This is a genomic window from Raoultibacter timonensis, from assembly GCF_900240215.1.
In the GTDB taxonomy this organism is placed as follows: Bacteria; Actinomycetota; Coriobacteriia; order Coriobacteriales; family Eggerthellaceae; genus Raoultibacter; species Raoultibacter timonensis.
Window position 1 is genome coordinate 150,607 of the sequence record NZ_LT964681.1, and the last position, 19,385, is coordinate 169,991.

Here is a 19,385-nt window from a genome sequence, read left to right on the forward strand (position 1 = left end):
CATGCGGTCTTCCCTCTGTGCTACGATAGACCCATCAGCGGCGCGAGCGTGCGCCGCGCGGCAAGCCGGCACGGGATCGGTGCCGCCGCTCTTTGCGAAAGGACGGCATCGACATGCCCATCAACAAGGCGATCCTCGCCGCTTTCAAAGCGGCTTCGCGGATCAAACCCGATATCAGGAAATCCTACGAGGCGCAGCGCGTCGCCGAGGAAGTGAGCGCCAGGCTCATGATCCCCGATCCGCGTTGCCGCATCGACGAAGCCAAGGCGACCATGCCCGACGGCTTCGAGCTGCCCCTGCGCGTGTTCACACCGCTCGATATCGATTTCTCCCTCGCTTCGGGGCTCAAGGTCACCGAGGATTCCCGCGGCACGATCCTGTTCTTCCACGGGGGCGGATGGGTCAACGGCAGCGTCGACTTCTACACCGACGCATGCACCACGATGGCGATCAAACTCGAACGGCGCGTGGTATCGGTCGACTATCGACGCGCGCCCGAGCACCGCTTCCCCCAGGCGCCCGAAGACTGCTACGAGGTGGCGCGCCAGCTGCATGCGGGCACGCTGCTATCCGACGTGGACGCGGGCAACATCGTGCTGTTCGGCGATAGCGCGGGCGGCAACCTCGCCGCCGTGGTGTCGCTCATGGCCCGCGATCGCGGCGAGTTTCTGCCGCGCACCCAGATGCTTTTGTACCCCGCAACGTACAACGACCACAACCCGACGACCTCGCTGTTCGATTCGGTGCGCGAGAACGGGGAGGACTACCTGCTCACCGCACGCGATATCATGGGCTACATGGAGTTGTACGCCTCCTCGTCGGAAGACCTCCACAAGCCGTACTTCGCTCCGCTAATCGCACCAAGCCTTGCCGAGCAGCCTCGAACCCTCGTGATCACCGCCGAGTACTGCCCCTTGCGCGACGAGGGCGAAGTGTTCGCGCAGCGTCTGGCAGATGACGGCGGCTGCGTAGCGTGCTATCGTGTGCTCGACGCCGTGCACGGGTACCTTCTGTACCCCTCGGTGTTCAACATCGTTAAGGACACGTATCGCATCATCAAGCACTTCCTTGATGGGGACGAGCTGGAACAGGGGGATGAACCGGCGTGGCTCGGGCTACTTGGTACAGACTAGACAACGTCGGCAAGTTCTATTCGTCGCAGGCGGGCAGTTCCGCCCAGACGGTGTTCCGCTATTCGGCCTCCCTCGTAGACGAGGTGGATCCCGAAGTACTGCAGCATGCGCTCGAGAAAACGGTCGACATCTTCCCCGGCTTCAACGTGAGCTTGCGCAGCGGCATGTTCTGGCACTACCTCGAGCAGGCCGCCAAGCCGCCCGTCGTGCAGCGCGAGAACCTGCCGATCTGCTTCGGCTTGCACGTCGACGCGAAGAGCATCCTGTTCCGCGTGAGCTACTATCGAAACCGCATCAACCTCGAAGTCTCGCACATCGTATCGGACGGGCGCGGAACCCTGAGCTTTTTCAAGGCGCTGCTCTACGCCTACCTGCAAGAACGCTACGGCATCGAGGGCGTCCCGCTGGAATACGACGGCTCCGACCACCAGAAGTCTGAAAACAGCTTCGACAAGTACTACGAGCGCGACAAGGCCGCCGCAACGCATGCGCCCAAGGTGTACCGCATCACCGGCTGGCGCGACGAGGCCGATCCCACGTTCATGGAGTACCACGTGCCCGCCGCGCAGGTTCTCGAACTGGCACGCTCGTTCGGCGTCAGCGTGACATCGCTCGTCATCGCCGCCGTCATGTGCGCCATACGCACCGAGATGCCGCGGCGCGATCGAAACCGCGCGATCCGCCTCGACGTGCCGGTCGATCTTCGCCAGCACTTCAAATCCACCACCACGAAGAACTTCTTCGGATTGGCGTTCGTATCTTATGTGCCGGGCGACGAGGACGAACCCGTCGAAGAGGTGGCGAGGCAGGTGCACGCCCAACTCAAGGTGGTCACCAACGCCGAACACCTCAAATCCCGCATGAACCGCATGATCGCGCTCGAGAAGAACCCCGTCCTGCGCCTGGCGCCACTGTTCGTGAAAGACCTCATCCTCGAGTTCGCCACCGACCTTGCCGCCCGCGACACCACCACGACCGTCTCGAACCTCGGGCAGATCGCCATCGACGAGCGGCTCGCCCCGTACATCCGCAACATCAACGTGCTCACCTCGACTACGGGAATCAACTTCCTCCTCAGCTCCTTCGGCAACGATCTGAGCATCGGCATCTCTTCGGTGTACTCCAATCCCGACATCATCAAGAACTTCTGCCGGTACTTCTCGAGCCAGGGCATCGAAGGCACCATCAACATCAACAAGACGAGCGAAGAGGTTGCCGAAGACCGGCTGGAAGCCAAGTTCGAAACCTCCGTCAAACGCTTGGGCGGCCAGGTGCCCGCAAGCGAAGAAGACGAGCCGCAGCCCAAGAAGGCCAAGGCGCCGAGAAAACCCCGACGAGCCGAGGAGCCCGGAAGACCAGTGGAGCCCGAAAAGGCAGCGAAGCGGGGGCAAGCCGCAAAACCCGCAAAGCCCGAACGGGCCGTAAAGACTGAACGAACGGCAAAACCCGCGAAGCCCAGAAAGCAGAAGGTAGCCCGGGAGGAAAGGAGCGCCGACGATGATGAAGTGCAATAAATGCGGCGTGAGCTTTACCGGCGACCTCGACCGATGCCCCCTCTGCCAGGCCGAACTCACGGGTGAAGCCGATCCGTCGCCGTTCCCTCGCAACGAGGTGCGCAAATCGGGAGCCATCGCGCTTCGGGTGCTCGCGTTCGCCACCGGCGTGTGCCTGCTCGTCATGCTGTTCTTGGGGCAGCTCATACCGCTTCCGTGGGACATCGTACTGACGGTGTGCGTGGCGCTCGCCGTGAACTACCTGTTCGTGCGCAACATCCTCACGCACTCGCCCGACTTTCTGCGCGTGGTGGTGCGCTACTTCCTCGTGCTGCTCGGCATCGCCGCCGTATGGTTCGCCGTGTCGCAGAACCTCATCATAACCACGTTCGTCATTCCGAGCATATGTCTGGTCGCCCTCGTATTCGACACCGTGCTCATCGCGGTGTTCAAAGGCACGTTCGTGTCGGGGTACGCCAAATACCTGCTGTTCGACGTGCTGCTCGGGTTGACGCCGCTCGTGCTCGTGGCGCTGAACCTCACGGTATGGAACGTGCTCGCCTACGTGAGCGCGCTGACTGCGAGCGTGTTCCTCCTCGCACTGCTCGTGTTCACGCGCAAGCAGCTGCTCGCCGAGATGCGCAAGCTGTTTTCGGCGTAACGCGAAAGGCTCGCAGCCTGAAAGCTGCGCGGAGGATGCGAGGGCGCAACCGTGCAGCGGCCGTATCGAAAGCCGCCTGTAGCATGGACCGGATCCCGTATGAGCATTGACGACGATACGATGTTTCGGACATGCTAGCGCACGGTGCCGACGCATGGTATCAACGCACGTCGACCGCGACCTCGCGCAGGGTCGGCTCCGGTCTCGCGCGCGTCTGCCCCGGTCTCGCGCTGAAAGAACGGTTGCTGCTTGAGAATTGCGATACTGAACGATCCGACGCCCCTATAAGTGCGATATCGTTGGGCACCTGTACGAGACCCGCAGGTCAGCTATTTCCCTTCTTACCTTCACGGTTCAGTATCGTGCATGTGCAACAACCACCGAGCGGATTGGGCCGAACCGAAATGCCCCGGCTTGGCGGTGCGCTCCGCAACCCGCCCGACGATCGGCGTACAATCCGCCCGGTGGCCCATCCCGACCGTTCGCTCCGCTTCGGCCGAGTGAACGGTTTGCCCAACGGCCTTTTGCGCGGTCGCGAAAGCCCGCCCTACTCGGCAAAGTCGTGGATGACGGCTTCGATGTTGTTGCCCTCGAAATCGTACACGAACGCCGCATAGTAGCCGGGATGGTAATCGCGCGGACCGGGGGCGCCGTGATCGGTTCCACCCGCCGCAAGCGCCGCCTCGTAAAACGTCTTGACACCTTCGGCATCCTTCGCAGTGAACGCGATATGGGTGGGCAGGGGCGCCTCGTCGTCCTTGAGGGCCATCACCCATACGTCACCCGGCTCGCCCTCGACGTGAAGCTGCAAGCCGCCGGGATACTCGATGCCTTTGACGTAGCCGAGCGGTGCAAGCGCGGCTACGTAAAACGCTGCGGCCTTATCGAAGTCCTTCACCTTGACACTCATATGATCGATCATCGCATCGTCCTTTCTCGTTGGCGGTCGACGGCATCAGTGTAGCACGATAATGCACCATCGAACAGGCGTTACGCAAGCTGCACAAGCAGGCGATCGGCCCCGTGCGGTCGCGCGTTTGCCGTCTGCGGCCACGAGCGCTTCACGGGCTTCCGCTCGAGCGCACCTCCCTGTCACGGGCATCGAAATCGTCGCTGCGCACAGCGGGAACGCGCCGTGGAACGCTCAGAATAGGGCGAGGGCGCATTCGTCGAATGCGGCTTATGGAGAAACAGAGTACCGTCCCGCAACCCTTGCGTCCCGCACCATCTCACGCTAAATTAGTCTGATATCAGACTAATTGCGAGCGTGTGCGCCCGCTTGCAGGGACTTCGCGCGAAGGGACAAGGCCATGGACAGGTTCGGGCAGCACATCGACAACATGTACGAGGACTTCTTCCATATGGATTACCTGTACGGCGAGTTCGCGAAACGCTACGGCGAGTCGTACTACTCGATGTCGGTTCTCTTCGTTTTAGGGGAGAACCCCGAAGGCATCAGCCAGAAGAGCCTGTGCGCCGAACTGTTTTTGCCCAAGCAGACGATCAGCTCTATCGTCGGCACCTTCGAGAGGCGGGGGCTGGCAACCCATCGCACCGACGAGGCCGATAAGCGAAGCAAGCTTCACGTACTGACCGCCGAGGGCAAACGCCGCTGCGACGAGATCATGGGCGACCTGCGCGGCATCGAACTTCGCTGCGCGCATGAGATCGGCGAAGACGATATGATCCGCGCGCACGAGATCAGCAAGCGGTTTCTCGACCTGTTCCAGCAAGCAATGCAATCGTAAGGAAAGACACCTATGGAATCTCCCCGAAACGACAAGACCCCGCACGCCATCGAGCTTCCTCAGAAGTCGGTCATCGCCGTATTCGCCGGGCTGCTCGTAGCCATGATCGTCGGATCGCTCGATCAGACCGTCGTCGCCACCGCCCTGCCCACCATCGTCGGCGAACTCGGCGGGGTGAACCACATGCTGTGGGTAACCACCGCCTACGTGCTCGCGGCCACCGTCACCATGCCGCTATACGGGAAGATGGGCGACCTCATCGGCCGCAAAGGGCTGTTCATCGGAGCGCTCGTCCTGTTTGTCGCTGGTTCGGTCGTCTGCGGCCTCACGGGCTCCATGGAAGGACTCGTGGCGGGCCGCGCCGTGCAGGGGCTCGGGGGCGGCGGTCTCATGATCCTCTCCCAGGCCATCGTCGCCGACGTGATACCGCCGCGCGACCGCGCCCTGTACCTCAGCATCATGGGCATCGCCTACGCCGTGCCCATGCTCGTCGGGCCGCTTTTGGGCGGCCTGTTCACCGACACCATCGGCTGGCGCTGGGCGTTCTGGATCAACATCCCGCTCGCAGCCGTCGCCATCGTCACCGCTGTCATCTGCCTGCCCAAGCCGAAGCGCACCGTGGAAAAAGCCTCGTTCGATCTCTGGGGCACCATGACGCTCGCCATCGCCATAACGTGCGTCACGCTCGCCACCTCGTGGGGCGGCACCGAACACGCTTGGAATTCTCCGGTCATCGTCGGGCTTTTCGCCGCTGCCGCCGCGTTCGGCGTCCTGTTCGTTTTGGCCGAACGTCGGGCGAAAGAGCCCATCATGTCGCTTGAGCTCTTCAAGAACCGCAACTTCAACATCGCCACCATCGCCGGGTTCATCGCAACGTTCGCCATGATGGGCGCCGTCACCTACCTGCCCACGTACTTCCAGATCGTCGACGGCATGAGCGCCACCGCGGCCGGCTACATGGAAATGCCCATGAGCATCGCCTACTTCATAGCCTCGCTCATCTCGGGCTACGCCGTGAGCAAGCGCGGTACCTACAAGAAGCTCATGGTAGCGAGCTTCGTGATCATGGTCGTCGGCATCGCCTGCCTCACGACGATCACCGCCGAGCTTCACTTCGCCTTCATCGGGATGTTCCTTGCGGTGCTCGGCTTCGGCATCGGGTTGAACTTCGAGATCCTCGTGCTCGTCGTGCAAAACGAGTTCTCGGCATCGGTCGTCGGCATGGCCACCGCTGCGACGAACTTCTTCCGCGAGGTCGGCACGACGCTCGGCACGTCCATCGTCGGGGCCATCTTCACGAGCGGACTCACCCGAACGCTGGCCGAAAACCTCTCGTCGGTCGGGGGCGCAGGGGTGCTCGGAGTCGACGCGAACTCGCTCACACCGGGCATCGTGCACGGTCTGCCCGAAGCCGTACAGCAGGCGCTCGGCACCGCATACAACGATGCGCTCGTACCCGTATTCTTCTTCATGCTGCCCCTCGGCGTTATCGGCCTCGCGCTCATGATCTTCTTGAGAGAAACGCCGCTCGCCACCACCGTCGAGGATTCGGGGCACATGGGAGACGGGGCGAAATAGCTTCGAATTGCGCATTAAGCCGTATTAAACGACGGTACTAGTGCTAGGCTGCGCCGTCCAAAACGTTCGCACCCGGCAAGATCGCGTAGGCGCAACCATCCAAAGCTCCCTCTTCGGCAAGCTTGCAGATGCACACGGGCGCAATGCCCCGTTCCGTCAACGATCGTTCTGTCGTATCCGCTGTAGACAACAGCGCTTTGGCTGCAGCAGGCCTACGAACGGTCAACGCCTGCGAGCGGCTGCGCACCTCTTCTACGCGTCCAAGCGAAGCAGCCTCTCAATCGTCTTGGTCACACTCGGTTTCGCCCCGAAAAGCCGCTCGGCAAGATCAGTCCTGCATTGTGAGGCCCGCTGTGTCTCAAGAAAACAGCGCGACAGAGATAGCGGGAGTCCGTGCATTTCGCGGCCCATGCAATGCACGAAGTACGCCCGACCCTGAACCATGAAGTCTCAGAAAACCGATCGTGCAAAAGCTTCGTCATCTTGCTTTCCGAATAGACACGAACATCCCCACTGCCTCCGTAGGGCAAACATGCGTTATTGATCGCGCAAACTGAATCGCCGAGCCAGCAATCCCCCGCACGCCACAACCGATTCCCGGCCGCCTCGTTTCTCGCATCAGCGCGATCCTGGAAGCATGGCATGCGAAGACCCTCTTCGCGCCCTTCGCCTTTCAGCGAGGCGAAGGGCGGGTCGGGCTTCCGCGCGTCCCCGTGCGTCGCGCTATTTCGCCTTATGGTCCCAGTAATCGTCTCCCCAGCGGTCTTGCGCGCACTCTTCGCAGATCGTGCCGGCGCCCTCGTACAGCTCCCCTCCGTCTTCCCGGTAGGGGTTGTAGTTCGGGTTCGAGGAATAGCTTTGGTAGTAGGCCTGGCCAGAGAACGTTTCCCCGCAATCGTCGCATGTTTTAGAAGAGCAGCCCGGCATGGCGATGAGGCCTGCCAACAGCGCGGTCGCGACCGCGACTGCCCGGGATGCGGCGCCCGCCGCCCGCCATCCTGTCGGCCGGCTTTCGCTGCTAACGTCCATATCGTTCCTCCTATCGTTGATTTGAATACGTTCGCCTTGGACGAGACGCACGCCTCGCCACGAGATCACGCGGGGCGCGTCAGTCGACCGGCACGCCGTTCTCGTCGCGCACGCGGTCGAACTCGGCGAATGCGCCGTCGCCCAAGCGCTGCCCGCTCGGATAGCCCGCCTCCTGCCCCCAGACGTACCACGCGGGAGCCTCGCCGCCGGTGTAGGCGTAGAGGGCGCGGGCGGTATCGTCCCACTCCCATCTGCCCGAAACGCCGTCGAAGGTGCCGGATCCGTCGGCATGCAGCTCGAGCACCGGCTGCGACCCGTCGTACATGCTTCCGCTCCTAGCCTGATAGCTCCCCGCCACGTACACGGCCGCCAGATCGTAGTAGCTTTCCCTCAAGCGGTCGCTTTCGTATTGCGCCGCCTCCTCCATGCCCTCCTCGGAAGGCGACGCCTCGGTCAGGCCCAGATCGTACTGGTACACCGTCAGGGAGGGGGACCACGCGATGGGGGCCCAGCCGGAGACGCACTTGCTCGCGACGACGCGCCCGCGCTCGTCGCGGGCGTACGTCCTCACCTCGTCGCCGGTGTTCGACCGCTCGATTTTCCGCGTCATCCTTCCGTCGGCGCCGAACGTCCGCTCGATGCGGTGCGCTTGGCGGACGTCGGCGAGGGTCTGCTCGAAGGTCATGTACGTTTCGAACCCGTTCTCGTCGTAGGAGTACGCGCGCTCGCTGTACGACTCCTCGCCGCCATCGACGGGAAACACCTGGATGGTTTTCAGCGACGGGGTGCCGTCTTCGTTGTAGACGAACTCTTCATGCTGCTTCATCTCGCCTTCCGCAGTGTAAACATCGGCAGATACCATACGCCCCCCGTCGTAATCGATGGGGTTGCCCTCCCAAGGATGCTCTTCGTCGAAGTACGCCACGAAAGCTCCTTTCAAATCGCCGTTCGCATAATACTGGTCAACCGTAAGAGCGCAGAATTCCTCGTTGTAGGTATACGTTTCGACGGCAGCGCCGCTCGCCTCCCCCTTTTCGACCGTCGTCGCCTCCGCCCTTGCCAGCCTCCCGTTTTCGTAAGCGTAGTCGAGAGACGCGACGTCCCCGTCTCCCGATTGGACCCGTGCGGAAAGCAGCCTGCCGTCCGCGTCGTACTCGTAGGAGGAGACCGTATTGGCAAGGACCGTCTCGCCGAACGTCGCCGTCTTCACGAGGCGTCCGGACTCGTCGTAGAGGTAGTTCGTCCACTCCTGCATGTGAAGCGCCTCCTGGGCCGCCGCTCCCACTCCCGCATCAACCCCCAGCNCCGTAGTGCGCCGCCTGCGCGCCGCCGCCCAGCACGGGCTCGCCGATCCATGCGCCCGCCTCGATATCGTAGAGGCCCGTCAGTACGCGCTCCCCTTTGGCGGTGTTCGACCGCGCGTTGAGGATGGCCGCCGGCCCGTCCCCCGCCATATCGACGATCTGGGCGTCGTCGAAATCCTCGGCTTCCAGGATGTCGACGACGTCGAACGCGTCGACGGGGTTCGCCTCGGGCGCGCGGGCCTCGTAGGAGCACACGTTGTACAGACCGCCCACGACATAGCGGGAGTTCAGCAGATCCGAGCTGCGCACGTAGCTGTCGGACCCGTAGAAGTTCGCGTACACCTCCCCGTCCGCATCGAGCAGAATCGTATGGTCTTGGGCCAGAGACGTGCCCAGACTCGTCCGAAGGAGCCCGTCCTCGTACGCGCCCGCGATGCCGAAGCTGGGGAAGTTGACGAGCTCCATGGAGTCGGGAAAGCTCGTATAGGGCAAAGAGGCCGCCGACTCGACGTCCATGTACCCGGCGTCGAGCCCCGTCCAGGCGACGACGCTTCCCTGGGCGTCGATCACCAGCGAGAAATGGTACCCGTTGCCGCGCGCGCCGTACCGGCAGTCCAGCACCGCACGATCTTCCTGAAAGTACGCGCCCGGAGTGCACCGCAGGGCGGCTCCTTCGTCGTTTTCGGCCGGCAGCCCAATGGACGCCGCCGCATCGTCCACCTCGATTTCGAGGTTGCCCGACGCGTCCATGAACCCGTAGTCGAAGTTCCCGTCGGTGCCGACCCCCCATCGGTCGTTCGAGGCTTCAAGCCAGCGCACCATGACCAAACCCTCGGAATAGGGCCCTACGACCTGGTATCCGTCGGGCAGCTCGACGACCTCCCCCGACGTGGAGGCCAGCTGGGTCATGGTGTTTCCGCGCGTATGTTGCGCGTAGTAGGTGTCGACCGAGGCAGCGGCTTGGGGCTCATCGGTTTGGGGCGGCTCGCTCTGAGCCGGGACGGATGCACCGTCGTCCGCTGGGGCGTTCCCCCCACTTGAAGGAGAAGCGGTATCAGCGCATCCCGCAAGAGCCAACGCCGCCAAGCATACCGAAAAAGCCAGCAGAGCGGCTCTTAAAACAGAACCCCCCCCCGGCGCATTTCGCACCGTGCCGCCGGCGCCGAAGCGTCCGCGCCGCCTGCTTCAATCAACATCATCTTCCAACCTTTCCGTTTCGCATTTTCCGATTCCGCAAATCAACCCGCCGCTAAGCGTTCGAAAGCGATTGGCGAATCTCAGCTCACTTGATGATACATGAAAGCTTATCGGTATACATACAAAAAGTTCCTCAGAGCCCGGTTTGCGGGCTCTTTCAGGCGGCAAACCTCACTGGATGCAAAACAGATTTCCCGGCGCTCGCACGGTACGAATCGTTCAACACCTGTGGCAAATCTGCTCGATGCAAAGGAAGGAGCCGAGATTGCCGCCATGCGCCGAACGGAGACACACAGCTAACCGTTTTGCGAATTGGACCAAGGACACTCCCCTCGGAAAGCAGGGCGAAGAAACTACTGGGGATATGAAAGCGCCGGAGGTAGGTGCAATACGAATCGTCGGGCGCTTCTCTGACCACACTGTACGTTTACTTCACTTTATGCCAATCGCCTTTTCCACGAAACGTATTCGTTTTCGAGGCGGCACGTATAGCCTCAATGCAGCCGCAGCCCTACCAGGACAAAAGCTCGTATCCGTCTTCGGTTACAACAAGCTGGATTTCCCATTGCGCCGTCGGGCTGCCGTCTTTGGTGCGCACGGTCCAGCCGTTCGGATCGCTCATGTCGATCTCCTGCGCGCCCAGGTTGATCATCGGCTCGATGGTGAACACGAGCCCCGGTACGAGCACCATGCCGGTTTTCGCCTGCGCGACGAAGCTCACGAACGGATCCTCGTGGAACTCGAGGCCGATGCCGTGGCCGCCGAACTCGCGCACGACCGAATAGCCGTGCTCCTTCGCGAAATCGTTCACCGCCCGACCGACATCGCCGATGAGGCCCCAGGGTTTCACGTGCTCGAGCGCCTTGTCGAGGGATTCTCTCGTCACGCGGACAAGCTCCTGCTTCTCGGGCGACACCTCGCCGATGCAGAACATGCGCGAGGAATCCGAGAAGTAGCCGCCCAGTACCGTCGAACAGTCGACGTTGACGATATCGCCCTCGGCGAGCACCTCGTCGTCGGAGGGAATGCCGTGGCACACCACCTCGTTCACCGAAGTGCATACGCTTTTCGGATAGCCCTCGTAATCGAGCGGAGCCGGCACAGCACCGTGCTCGACCGTGTAATCGTATACCCAACGGTCTATCTCGCCGGTGGTCGTGCCGGGTCCGATACGTTCGGCAACGTAGTCGAGCACGCCGATGTTCACAGCTGCGCTTTTCTTGATGCCCTCGATGTCTGCCGGTGTTTTGAGCAAACCGCGAGCCGGAACCTCGAACCCCTGTTCGTAGAGCTGCTGGAGCCGCTCGTCGGTCTCCAGGTGGCACTTCTTGTATTTCCTGCCGCTGCCGCACCAGCATTCGTCGTTGCGACCGGGTTGTCCTTCGCCGTCGTACATGCGCAATCCTTTTCTCTCGCGGCTATTGTACCGCGGCCCGGGTTCGCCCGGGCCGCGAACCGCCTATTCGGTTGATCGTCCGATGTCGAAACCTGCCACAGCGCCGAGCATCTTTGCGGCAGTCAGGCTTACGACGCGTCTACAGCTTGCCGACCAGATCGATGCCCGGATGGAGCACTTCTGCGCCCGGCATCCAGCGGGCCGGGCACACGGCATCGCCGTGCTCGGCGACGAACTGGCTCGCCTGCACACGACGCAGCAGCTCGGCGGCGTTGCGCCCGATGTTGCCCGCGTTCACCTCGTAGCACACGATTTTGCCCTCGGGGTTCACGATGAAGCTGCCGCGTTCGGCCACGCCTTCTCCCTCGATGTACACGTCGAAGATGTCGCAGAGCCGATGCGTCGGGTCGGCGAGCATCGGGAACGGGAGTTTCGCGATGCTCTCGGAGGTGTCGTGCCACGCCTTGTGGACGAAGTGAGTGTCGGTCGAGACCGAGTATATCTCGCATCCGGCCTCCTGAAACTTATCGTAGATGGCGGCGAGGTCCTCGAGCTCGGTCGGGCACACGAACGTGAAGTCGGCGGGATAGAAGAAGAACACCGACCACCCGCCCAGCACGTCGTCCTTCGTGATGGTGACGAAATCGTCTTTATGGAAGGCCTGGACGGAAAAATCGTCGATCTCCTGGTTGATCATGGACATGGGTTGCTCCTGTCTCTTAAGGTTATGCTGCCATAGTAGCCGCTCGAATGTTATCAGTGGTGAACTTTCACATAATTGTTACTTTGGAAGTGATTATTATGCCGACCGATCGCGCGATCTACTTTATCCGGCGAGTGTTTTTCGCGTTCGCTGCGAATACGTATAGGTAAGCTTACAGAACAGCGAACGACGAAGGATGCGGCGGCCGCATCGCAGGCCTTCGACCAAGGAGGACGATTGAGCAACCATGAGCTTATCGAGAAGTTGCGCGAGCGCGATCAGCGAGCATACGAGGCGATCGTCGACGAGTACGCACGGCTGCTCTGGGTAGTGGCGGGGCGCTATCTGCCGAAATCCGCCGGATTCTCCGCAGAGGATGTCGAAGAATGCGTGAGCGATGCGTTTTTCCAGCTGTGGCAGCACCCCGAACGATTCGATGCGAGCAAAGGCAGCCTGAAAACGTATCTCTGCACGATGGCGAGAAACCGAGCCATCAGCACATATCGCAAACAAGCCCGGGGATCGACCGTTTCGCTCGAAGACTGCTATGAGCAGCTCGCCGCCGCCCAGCCCGAAGACCCCATCGACTACCAGGCTCTCTACGAAGCGATCGCGCACCTGCCCGAACCGACGCGCGAGATTCTCATGCGCCGATACTTCTACGAGCAGAAGCCTGCCGCCATCGCCGAAGCGATGGGCAGAGCGAAAAAGGACGTGGAGAACCGACTGTACCGAGCGAAGAGAACCCTATCCGTCTCCCTGTCCGAGAATCAGGAGGATCAGCGATGACCGAAAACCAACGATACCCCGAAAACCTGTCCGACGACGCACTGCGCGACATCGCGTCGTACGAGCACCCCTTCGACGACGATCGCACCGAACGCATCAAAGCACGATTCGCCCAGAAGATCGCTGCGGCATCGGCCGAACAACATGGGGCAACGGTTCCCCGCTGTGTCGACGAGGAAAAGCAGGCCCCCGAAGCCCCCCATCGCAGGACCGGGCGCTTCGTCGCGCTCTTCGCGGCCGCAGCGCTTATCGTGCTTGCAGGATTCACCTACGCCGACCGCATCCAGGAACTGTTCGTGTCGTATTTCGGGGGAGGTGCCGAGGTCGCCAAGCAAGCCCAGGTCATCGGCTCAAGCACGACCGACCAGGGAATCAAGCTCGACGTAGCAGCGGCAATCAACGACGGCGAAACCACCTACCTCGTCGTCGATCTGCAGGATACGACCGGCGATCGCCTGTCCGACAACCTGCATTTCGGAAAGATGAGCCTCGACGACAATTCGCACGGCTATAGCGAGGAGACGCTGAGCTACGATCCCGAAACGAAAACCGCCACGCTCATGATGCAGGGTTCCGGGCTGGCATCGGGGGAAACGGCCACTTTATCGATTTCGAACATCTACGCCAATCGGGCAGAGCATAGCATGGTCGCCGAAGACCTCGACCTTGCGGGGCTGCTCGGACAAGGCGGAACGTTCGAAGATATCGATTGGATGAGCGAGGGCGGATTGAGCGGCGGGTCGAGCACGGATTTCGTCGCAGAAGGGCACCGCATCGAAGACGTCGATCGGGTCCTCGTGCGCGACGAGATGCACGTTGCCATCCCTGGCCTCGATACCGGCTACCTATCCAACATCTGCTACCAAGACGGTCTTCTGCACGTTCAAATGAACCCCACAGATGAGGTGAGCGGCGGCCCCGAGGCGATGCAATCTTTCAACCTCATCGACATGCGCACAGGCGAAAAGATCGACATCTATTACGAGGTGGGATACGGAACATACGAGTGTCCGAAAGACGGCATGACCTACCTTGCCTGCGATTACCGGGAAGCGGTCTTCCGCATCGATGAAGCCGATCTGCCGTACTATCGGCTGCACGTATACGGGTTCTCGCATGACACCCTGATCGAAGGAAACTGGGAAGTGGCGTTCACCGTGCCCGAGCGGATCGATGTGCTTGAGATCGAGACCAGCGTAGCCCTGCCCGACAGGGGAAAGAACTTCATCGTCGACGCCGTGAGCGTCTCGCCGCTCGGCGTGAAGCTGTCCTTCACGTATGAAGCGTTAGCCGATGAAAACGCTGTCGATGCCGCCGTACAGCAAAACGCCGTCGATGCCGACGTGCGACTCGTGTACCGCGACGGAACGGAAAGGGATCTGAGCGAGGCACCGAGAAACGGCTCTTCGATCGATCTGACCGCGCAGGAAGGAGCTATCTTCATCATCGCCCCTATCGAGGATTTCGACGATCTGGTAGCTGTAACCATCGACGGGACAGTGGTCGATCTGCACGCTCGAGACTCATCGTAGGGGAAACTGCATTACCGCCTCGAACCGTATCGCGGTTCGAGGTTGACAAGCCGCAGCGCATTCGCGAGTACAGCCCGTGGGCCGCCGAACGATCGGCGGCCCACGTCGCGCCGGGATCGCGAACGGTTCCGCAAACCGTACGATTCGCATCCGATTTCTGCAAGGTTTGCGTCGCGACCGCGTGCGATTTCTGCAAGAACCCCGCGAAACCTGTCGGACGAACAGTCAAAACGACCGCTCTATACTCAGAATATACCGCCACCGCGACAAAGGAGCAGATCATGAGCCTCTACTGGCCCGAAGCGAACGTAGCCATCGACATCATCGACGATCCGGGAAGACGGCCGTTCGATATTGCGTCCCACCCCGATGCCACCGTAATCGAGGTAACCTGCGAACAGCTTGCCGATTTCGATGCGAACGAGGAAATCGCCCATGAGCTCATGAGGCATCTGGGAGTCGAACCCCCTGAAGACAGCGAAGACTACCGCACGAGAAGGCGGAAGCTCCACCAGATGCTCTTCGACACGCTTCCTCCCAACTACTCGACCCGATAGCCCAAGGCGATCGGCAAGCCACGCTGGTATAGCAGCGCTTGCCTTTATATCTGTTTTGCAGTAGCATTCTGTTTTGCAGAAGTATGGGAGCCGCCATGTAATTCAAAGATCGAGACATCGAATCTTTTTGGATCGATTGCTCAGGAACCGCATCCCGACGCGTGCCACCAGAGCTTCGGAAGCCGCTGATGAGAAAGCTCCAGATGCTCGACGCCGCTGAAGCATCGGGGTGTTTGGGCGATTTGCGCATCCCGCCCAGCAATCGACTCGAGAAACTCAGCGGAAACCGCGAGGGACGCTACAGTATACGGATGAATAGTCGGTGGCGCCTCTGCTTTTCTTGGACAAAACGCGGTATCGAGGAGGTTGAATTCGTTGACTACCATTAAAACGCTCCTTTCTCACCCAGGTGAAATCCTTAAGGAGGAGTTTCTCGACCCGCTCGGCATTTCGCAGTACCGTCTCGCCAAGGCGATCGGCAAGCCGCAATCCGCCATCTCGGACATCATCCACGGCAGGCGGTCCATCACGCCCGAAATGGCGTATCTTATCGGAAAGGCGCTTGGCACAACGCCGGATTTCTGGCTGAGCCTTCAGATGACCTATCAGGTAAAGACGCTCGAGCAGTGCGACTTCCCCGCCGTCGAAACCCTAGTCGATTAGTTCGCCGAGTACCCGCCGGCCCGCAGCACCACTTCGAACTTCAACCACTGAGTACCGCCGCGCACCTCGGTTTGCGCCGTCAGGGTACCTCCCATGCGCTCGACAAGGTGCCGCGCAATCGTCAGACCCAAACCCGAACTCTCCTGCGTACGGGATTCATCGACCGTGTAGAACGGCTCGAACAGGCGAACGACTTCGCTCTCGTCGAGTGTGCGGGTATCGTTGGCGAATACGAGCGAAACGCCGCTTTCGTCCGCGTTCTCCGAAACCGTTACCTCGAACGCCGTCTTCGCGTACCTGCCGGCGTTGGTGAGCAGATTCGCCAGCACGCGCTCGACAGCAGCCTCGTTTGCCAACGCGAACACCGCATGCGAAGGAATCCCCACGTCCACCTCGAGTCCGGCCTCGGAGAGGAGCCGGTACTGCCCGGCAACCGACTCCCGCACGAGCCGACCGACTTCAACCTCGCCCACATCGAGACGGTAATCTTCGCTCCTCACGCAAGAGAGGTCGTAGAACTGGGCGATCAGCCGTTGAAGCGAATCGGCCTTGCGGCGCACGGTTGCAAGGGAATCGCGCGTCTCCCCATCGAGGCTGCCCTCGTCCACAAGCGCCAAGTATCCGAGGATCGAGGTGAGCGGCGTTCGCAGGTCGTGGCTAATACGTTCAACCTGCGACTTCAATTCGGCTTCCTGCCGTGCGTAGCGCACCGCTTCGCCTCGGATATGGGCCAGCGCTTGGTTGACGGTTCCGAGAAACGCCTCCAGATCACGATCGGGAGCAGCCAATTTGACTATGCGGTTCTCCCCTAAATCCTCCGTAATTTCACGCAGTTCGCGATCGGCGTTTCGCAGCGACCGTTTCAACAGGAAGTACCGCAGGCAGAAGTACCCCGCAGCCACGAGAGCCAGTACGAGCACAACGATCAAGGGCGCTTCAGCCATACGCTTCCTTTCCTACAGCTCAACCCTGCGTGCGCGCCAAAGGCCCGCAACCGCAAACACCGCCAACCATCCGAATCCGACGACCATGCATTTCGCCCAGCCTAACAGCTGTTCCCACGGCATGGTGAAATCAAGGGGCCATACACCCACATCGTTGCCGAACAGGACCGCCGGAAACCAGCTGGCGAGCTCGGCGATCGGCTCATAGCGCAAACCGATGAGCGCAAGCACCTGCGGGATGGCGAACACGATGACCGCGAACGCGACGATAGCGGTGGTCGTCTTCGAAAAGAAACCATCCAGCGCCACCGCGAGCACGACGATTGCAACAACCGAGGGCAGCGCAGCTACGACGGCCATCAAAAGCTCGACTGCAGGCTCTGCAGCAGGGCCTTCGAGCAAAAGCGCAGCGCTTCCGATATAGACGACCAGCACCGCCGCCATGCATATGAGCCCCGCCGCCACGGAGATGAGGCTCTTTCCGATGAAGAGGCTCGTGCGCGAGCAGCCGTGCACGATCGCGTTCTTCATCGTGCCGTTTTTCCGATCATCGGCGTACAATACGGCGACGAGCACGCCTCCGAGAGCGAACAGCATGGTCATCATATACAAAAGGTTGCTGAGCGAAAATCGCACCGACGCATAGGGAAACGCATCCTCGACGAACGTCATCGCATACAAGATGACGTTCGCCGCCAAAACAACCGCCGAGAGTATGCCGGTTATCAGGTACAATTCTTTGCCATGGACGATGCGGTACCACTCGCTTTTCATATAGTTCAGCATTACGCGATTCCCCTTTCCTTCAAATCCAGATAGTACTGCTCGAGCGACATGCGATGCCGTTCGAGTTTGAAGATGCCCATCCCCTGCTCGCTCGCCAGAGCACTGTAGGCTTCAATGCTTTGCTGCGGATCGAAAATGCGCACCGTCTTGTCGGGAAGCACCTGATAGCGAGTCTGCCCGAAGCTCTTTTCGAACAGAGCCGTGTAGCGCTCGGCATCCGAGACGGCAATGTCGATGCAATCGGCGCATCGCGCAACAAGGCGCTCGGCGCTCACCTGTTCCAGAATGCGCCCATGGCTCATGAACGCATAGGTGGTTGCCAGCTGTTCGAGTTCGGCCAGATTGTGGCTCGAAAGCACGATGGTAATTCCCCGTTCGCGGTTAAGCCGCTGCAGAAGCGCGCGTATCTCGACGATACCGCTCGGGTCGAGCCCCGTGATCGGCTCATCGAGGATAAGGATCTCGGGCTCCCCCAGAAGCGCCATCGCGAGCCCGAGGCGCTGCTTCATTCCCATCGAAAGGTTTTTGCATGCGCGCCTCTTCGCGTGGGTGAGGCGCATGAGCTCCAAAAGCTCCGAAACCACCTGTTTGCCCGGAACGCCTTTCTGTATTCGGTAGTACTCGATATTTTTCTCGACGCTCAGGTTCGGATAAAACCCCGGCTGCTCGATGATGGCCCCCACCCGCGAACGCTGCCGTTCGAGATCGGCCTGCGCGTGTTCGCCGAAGAGGCGCATCTCGCCCCCGCTCGGAAACGCAAGCCCGCATAGCAGCTTGAAGAGCGTCGTTTTTCCGGCTCCGTTATCGCCGACGAGTCCGAATATCTCACCGCGGCGCACCGAAACGTCCACCCCGTCCAGGGCGGCGAAATCACCGTACCGCTTCGTCAAGCCCCTTGTTTCTATCACCGTATCCATAGGTATCGGTTCTTCCTTTCTCCCACGGTCTCGATTGCATGAGAGAACTGTACCGTTCGGGCCTTTAATAAGTCCTCAACGAAATCTAAGGAAATCGTAAAGATGCCGCCGCACCCATGCTGCAACCAATCCGCGACCGTTGGATACCCGCAGATCAAGATCGACTTTTGCGCCGACCGAAGCCCGAATCGCCACCGTCCGCGCGCATCCGCAAGCACCGCGGCGCAGATCCCGCCTACGAGAGTTTGAACCCGATGCCCCATACCGTCTTGATGTATTCCTCGTCGGGGCGAATCGCCGCAAGCTTCTTGCGGATATTGCTCACATGGACGTTGATGGCGTTATCCTCCCCGTAATAACCGCTCTTCCATACGAGCTCGTAGAGGCGCTCTCGGGAAAACACTTTGTCGGGAGACTGGATCAGCACGGAAAGGATATCGAACTCCGATACCGTCAACGTGATTTCGGCGTCGTCGAGCATCACCCTGCGAGCCGTTTCGTCCAGCGTTAAACCTTTGAAAACGTACGTCTTCCCCCCACCGTCCGTCTCCCGCGCAGATGCGTCCCCGCTGCGCCGCAGTACGGCCCGCACGCGCACGGCAACCTCTTCGGGCTCGAACGGCTTCACGATGTAATCGTCGGCGCCGAGAGAAAGCATGTCGACCTTATCGGCAAGACCCGCTTTCGCCGATACGATGATGACGGGCGTGCTCGATAGCAGCTCGCCGCGCAACCGGGCTACGAACGACATCCCGTCCATACCGGGCAGCATCATGTCGAGCAGTATGAGATCGAAAGCATCGCTTTCGATGCGGAGCAGCCCCTCGGTGCCCGAGTACGCCTGGACCGTCTCGTAGCCCTCGTTTCGCATGATCTTCGCAAGCAGAGCGTTGATATCCTGGTCATCCTCGACGACGAGGATCTTTTGTGCTGTCGCGCGATCGCCCATCGTAGC

Annotated in this window: 19 protein-coding genes; 10 read left to right on the forward strand and 9 right to left on the reverse strand. The window is 60.9% G+C overall.

Features of this window, described 5'->3' with window-relative positions:
• Positions 1–113: 113 nt before the first annotated feature.
• The 3 genes from C1722_RS12835 to C1722_RS12845 are packed head-to-tail and all read left to right on the forward strand — an operon-like array spanning position 114 to position 3,287.
• Positions 114–1,133: an alpha/beta hydrolase gene (locus C1722_RS12835; RefSeq protein ID WP_102379774.1), complete on the forward strand. Its 1,020-nt coding sequence runs from the start codon at positions 114–116 to the stop codon at positions 1,131–1,133.
• Entirely contained in the window at positions 1,106–2,647 is a 1,542-nt protein-coding gene (locus C1722_RS12840; protein WP_244902577.1) for a phthiocerol/phthiodiolone dimycocerosyl transferase family protein, read from the forward strand. The genes C1722_RS12835 and C1722_RS12840 overlap by 28 nt, the downstream gene beginning before the upstream one ends.
• Positions 2,631–3,287 (forward strand): DUF6320 domain-containing protein, encoded by a 657-nt coding sequence (locus C1722_RS12845; RefSeq protein WP_102379775.1) that lies wholly within the window; start codon positions 2,631–2,633, stop codon positions 3,285–3,287. Before C1722_RS12840 ends, C1722_RS12845 begins: the two co-directional genes overlap by 17 nt.
• Before the next feature lie 547 nt (positions 3,288–3,834).
• Here the strand turns inward: C1722_RS12845 and C1722_RS12850 are convergent.
• On the reverse strand, positions 3,835–4,209 hold the full coding sequence (locus tag C1722_RS12850; protein ID WP_102379776.1) for a VOC family protein: 375 nt from the start codon (positions 4,207–4,209) through the stop codon (positions 3,835–3,837).
• A 388-nt stretch (positions 4,210–4,597) separates the two neighbouring features.
• On the opposite strand from C1722_RS12850, the gene C1722_RS12855 reads away from it, so the two are divergent.
• Positions 4,598–5,035, forward strand: a complete 438-nt coding sequence (locus tag C1722_RS12855) for a MarR family winged helix-turn-helix transcriptional regulator (RefSeq protein WP_102379777.1) — start codon at positions 4,598–4,600, stop codon at positions 5,033–5,035.
• 12 nt (positions 5,036–5,047) lie between these two features.
• Complete coding sequence (locus tag C1722_RS12860; RefSeq protein WP_102379778.1) at positions 5,048–6,613, forward strand: MDR family MFS transporter; 1,566 nt, start codon at positions 5,048–5,050, stop codon at positions 6,611–6,613.
• A gap of 723 nt (positions 6,614–7,336) precedes the next feature.
• Here C1722_RS12860 and C1722_RS12865 read toward each other — a convergent pair.
• The 4 genes from C1722_RS12865 to ahpC all read right to left on the reverse strand — a co-directional run bounded on the left by C1722_RS12865 (position 7,337) and on the right by ahpC (position 12,242).
• On the reverse strand, positions 7,337–7,642 hold the full coding sequence (locus tag C1722_RS12865; protein WP_102379779.1) for a hypothetical protein: 306 nt from the start codon (positions 7,640–7,642) through the stop codon (positions 7,337–7,339).
• 79 nt (positions 7,643–7,721) lie between these two features.
• Positions 7,722–8,897 (reverse strand): hypothetical protein, encoded by a 1,176-nt coding sequence (locus C1722_RS12870; protein ID WP_102379780.1) that lies wholly within the window; start codon positions 8,895–8,897, stop codon positions 7,722–7,724.
• 1,757 nt (positions 8,898–10,654) lie between these two features.
• Positions 10,655–11,539: a methionyl aminopeptidase gene (locus C1722_RS12880; protein WP_102379782.1), complete on the reverse strand. Its 885-nt coding sequence runs from the start codon at positions 11,537–11,539 to the stop codon at positions 10,655–10,657.
• Positions 11,540–11,678: 139 nt separating this feature from the next.
• Positions 11,679–12,242 (reverse strand): alkyl hydroperoxide reductase subunit C, encoded by a 564-nt coding sequence (ahpC, locus tag C1722_RS12885; RefSeq protein ID WP_102379783.1) that lies wholly within the window; start codon positions 12,240–12,242, stop codon positions 11,679–11,681.
• Between the two features lie 237 nt (positions 12,243–12,479).
• On the opposite strand from ahpC, the gene C1722_RS12890 reads away from it, so the two are divergent.
• The 5 genes from C1722_RS12890 to C1722_RS12910 all read left to right on the forward strand — a co-directional run bounded on the left by C1722_RS12890 (position 12,480) and on the right by C1722_RS12910 (position 15,783).
• Entirely contained in the window at positions 12,480–13,031 is a 552-nt protein-coding gene (locus C1722_RS12890; protein ID WP_180995246.1) for an RNA polymerase sigma factor, read from the forward strand.
• Positions 13,028–14,563 (forward strand): hypothetical protein, encoded by a 1,536-nt coding sequence (locus C1722_RS12895; protein WP_102379785.1) that lies wholly within the window; start codon positions 13,028–13,030, stop codon positions 14,561–14,563. The genes C1722_RS12890 and C1722_RS12895 overlap by 4 nt, the downstream gene beginning before the upstream one ends.
• Positions 14,564–14,844: 281 nt before the next feature.
• Positions 14,845–15,120 carry a hypothetical protein gene (locus tag C1722_RS12900; protein ID WP_102379786.1) on the forward strand — a complete coding sequence of 92 codons (276 nt, stop codon included), beginning with the start codon at positions 14,845–14,847 and terminating at the stop codon, positions 15,118–15,120.
• A 161-nt stretch (positions 15,121–15,281) separates the two neighbouring features.
• Complete coding sequence (locus C1722_RS17900; RefSeq protein WP_280522955.1) at positions 15,282–15,509, forward strand: type II toxin-antitoxin system RelE/ParE family toxin; 228 nt, start codon at positions 15,282–15,284, stop codon at positions 15,507–15,509.
• Positions 15,496–15,783 (forward strand): HigA family addiction module antitoxin, encoded by a 288-nt coding sequence (locus C1722_RS12910; RefSeq protein WP_102379788.1) that lies wholly within the window; start codon positions 15,496–15,498, stop codon positions 15,781–15,783. Before C1722_RS17900 ends, C1722_RS12910 begins: the two co-directional genes overlap by 14 nt.
• On the opposite strand, the gene C1722_RS12915 is transcribed toward C1722_RS12910, so the two are convergent.
• The 4 genes from C1722_RS12915 to C1722_RS12930 all read right to left on the reverse strand — a co-directional run bounded on the left by C1722_RS12915 (position 15,780) and on the right by C1722_RS12930 (position 19,379).
• The gene (locus C1722_RS12915; protein WP_102379789.1) at positions 15,780–16,727 is read right to left on the reverse strand and encodes a sensor histidine kinase; all 948 of its coding nucleotides are present in this window, start codon (positions 16,725–16,727) and stop codon (positions 15,780–15,782) included. The two genes, C1722_RS12910 and C1722_RS12915, sit on opposite strands and share 4 nt — an antisense overlap.
• A 12-nt stretch (positions 16,728–16,739) precedes the next feature.
• Complete coding sequence (locus tag C1722_RS12920; protein WP_102379790.1) at positions 16,740–17,513, reverse strand: ABC transporter permease; 774 nt, start codon at positions 17,511–17,513, stop codon at positions 16,740–16,742.
• Positions 17,513–18,430 carry an ABC transporter ATP-binding protein gene (locus tag C1722_RS12925; protein ID WP_102379791.1) on the reverse strand — a complete coding sequence of 306 codons (918 nt, stop codon included), beginning with the start codon at positions 18,428–18,430 and terminating at the stop codon, positions 17,513–17,515. Before C1722_RS12925 ends, C1722_RS12920 begins: the two co-directional genes overlap by 1 nt.
• Before the next feature lie 235 nt (positions 18,431–18,665).
• Entirely contained in the window at positions 18,666–19,379 is a 714-nt protein-coding gene (locus C1722_RS12930; RefSeq protein ID WP_102379792.1) for a response regulator transcription factor, read from the reverse strand.
• Positions 19,380–19,385 lie beyond the last annotated feature (6 nt).

Coding starts and splice junctions, on each gene's coding strand:
- C1722_RS12835 (WP_102379774.1), top strand. CDS start 114: ATGCCCATCAACAAGGCGATCCTCGCCGCTTTCAAAGCGGCTTCGCGG.
- C1722_RS12845 (WP_102379775.1), top strand. CDS start 2,631: ATGATGAAGTGCAATAAATGCGGCGTGAGCTTTACCGGCGACCTCGAC.
- C1722_RS12850 (WP_102379776.1), bottom strand. CDS start 4,209: ATGATCGATCATATGAGTGTCAAGGTGAAGGACTTCGATAAGGCCGCA.
- C1722_RS12855 (WP_102379777.1), top strand. CDS start 4,598: ATGGACAGGTTCGGGCAGCACATCGACAACATGTACGAGGACTTCTTC.
- C1722_RS12860 (WP_102379778.1), top strand. CDS start 5,048: ATGGAATCTCCCCGAAACGACAAGACCCCGCACGCCATCGAGCTTCCT.
- C1722_RS12865 (WP_102379779.1), bottom strand. CDS start 7,642: ATGGACGTTAGCAGCGAAAGCCGGCCGACAGGATGGCGGGCGGCGGGC.
- C1722_RS12870 (WP_102379780.1), bottom strand. CDS start 8,897: ATGCAGGAGTGGACGAACTACCTCTACGACGAGTCCGGACGCCTCGTG.
- C1722_RS12880 (WP_102379782.1), bottom strand. CDS start 11,539: ATGTACGACGGCGAAGGACAACCCGGTCGCAACGACGAATGCTGGTGC.
- ahpC (WP_102379783.1), bottom strand. CDS start 12,242: ATGTCCATGATCAACCAGGAGATCGACGATTTTTCCGTCCAGGCCTTC.
- C1722_RS12895 (WP_102379785.1), top strand. CDS start 13,028: ATGACCGAAAACCAACGATACCCCGAAAACCTGTCCGACGACGCACTG.
- C1722_RS12900 (WP_102379786.1), top strand. CDS start 14,845: ATGAGCCTCTACTGGCCCGAAGCGAACGTAGCCATCGACATCATCGAC.
- C1722_RS12915 (WP_102379789.1), bottom strand. CDS start 16,727: ATGGCTGAAGCGCCCTTGATCGTTGTGCTCGTACTGGCTCTCGTGGCT.
- C1722_RS12920 (WP_102379790.1), bottom strand. CDS start 17,513: ATGCTGAACTATATGAAAAGCGAGTGGTACCGCATCGTCCATGGCAAA.
- C1722_RS12925 (WP_102379791.1), bottom strand. CDS start 18,430: ATGGATACGGTGATAGAAACAAGGGGCTTGACGAAGCGGTACGGTGAT.
- C1722_RS12930 (WP_102379792.1), bottom strand. CDS start 19,379: ATGGGCGATCGCGCGACAGCACAAAAGATCCTCGTCGTCGAGGATGAC.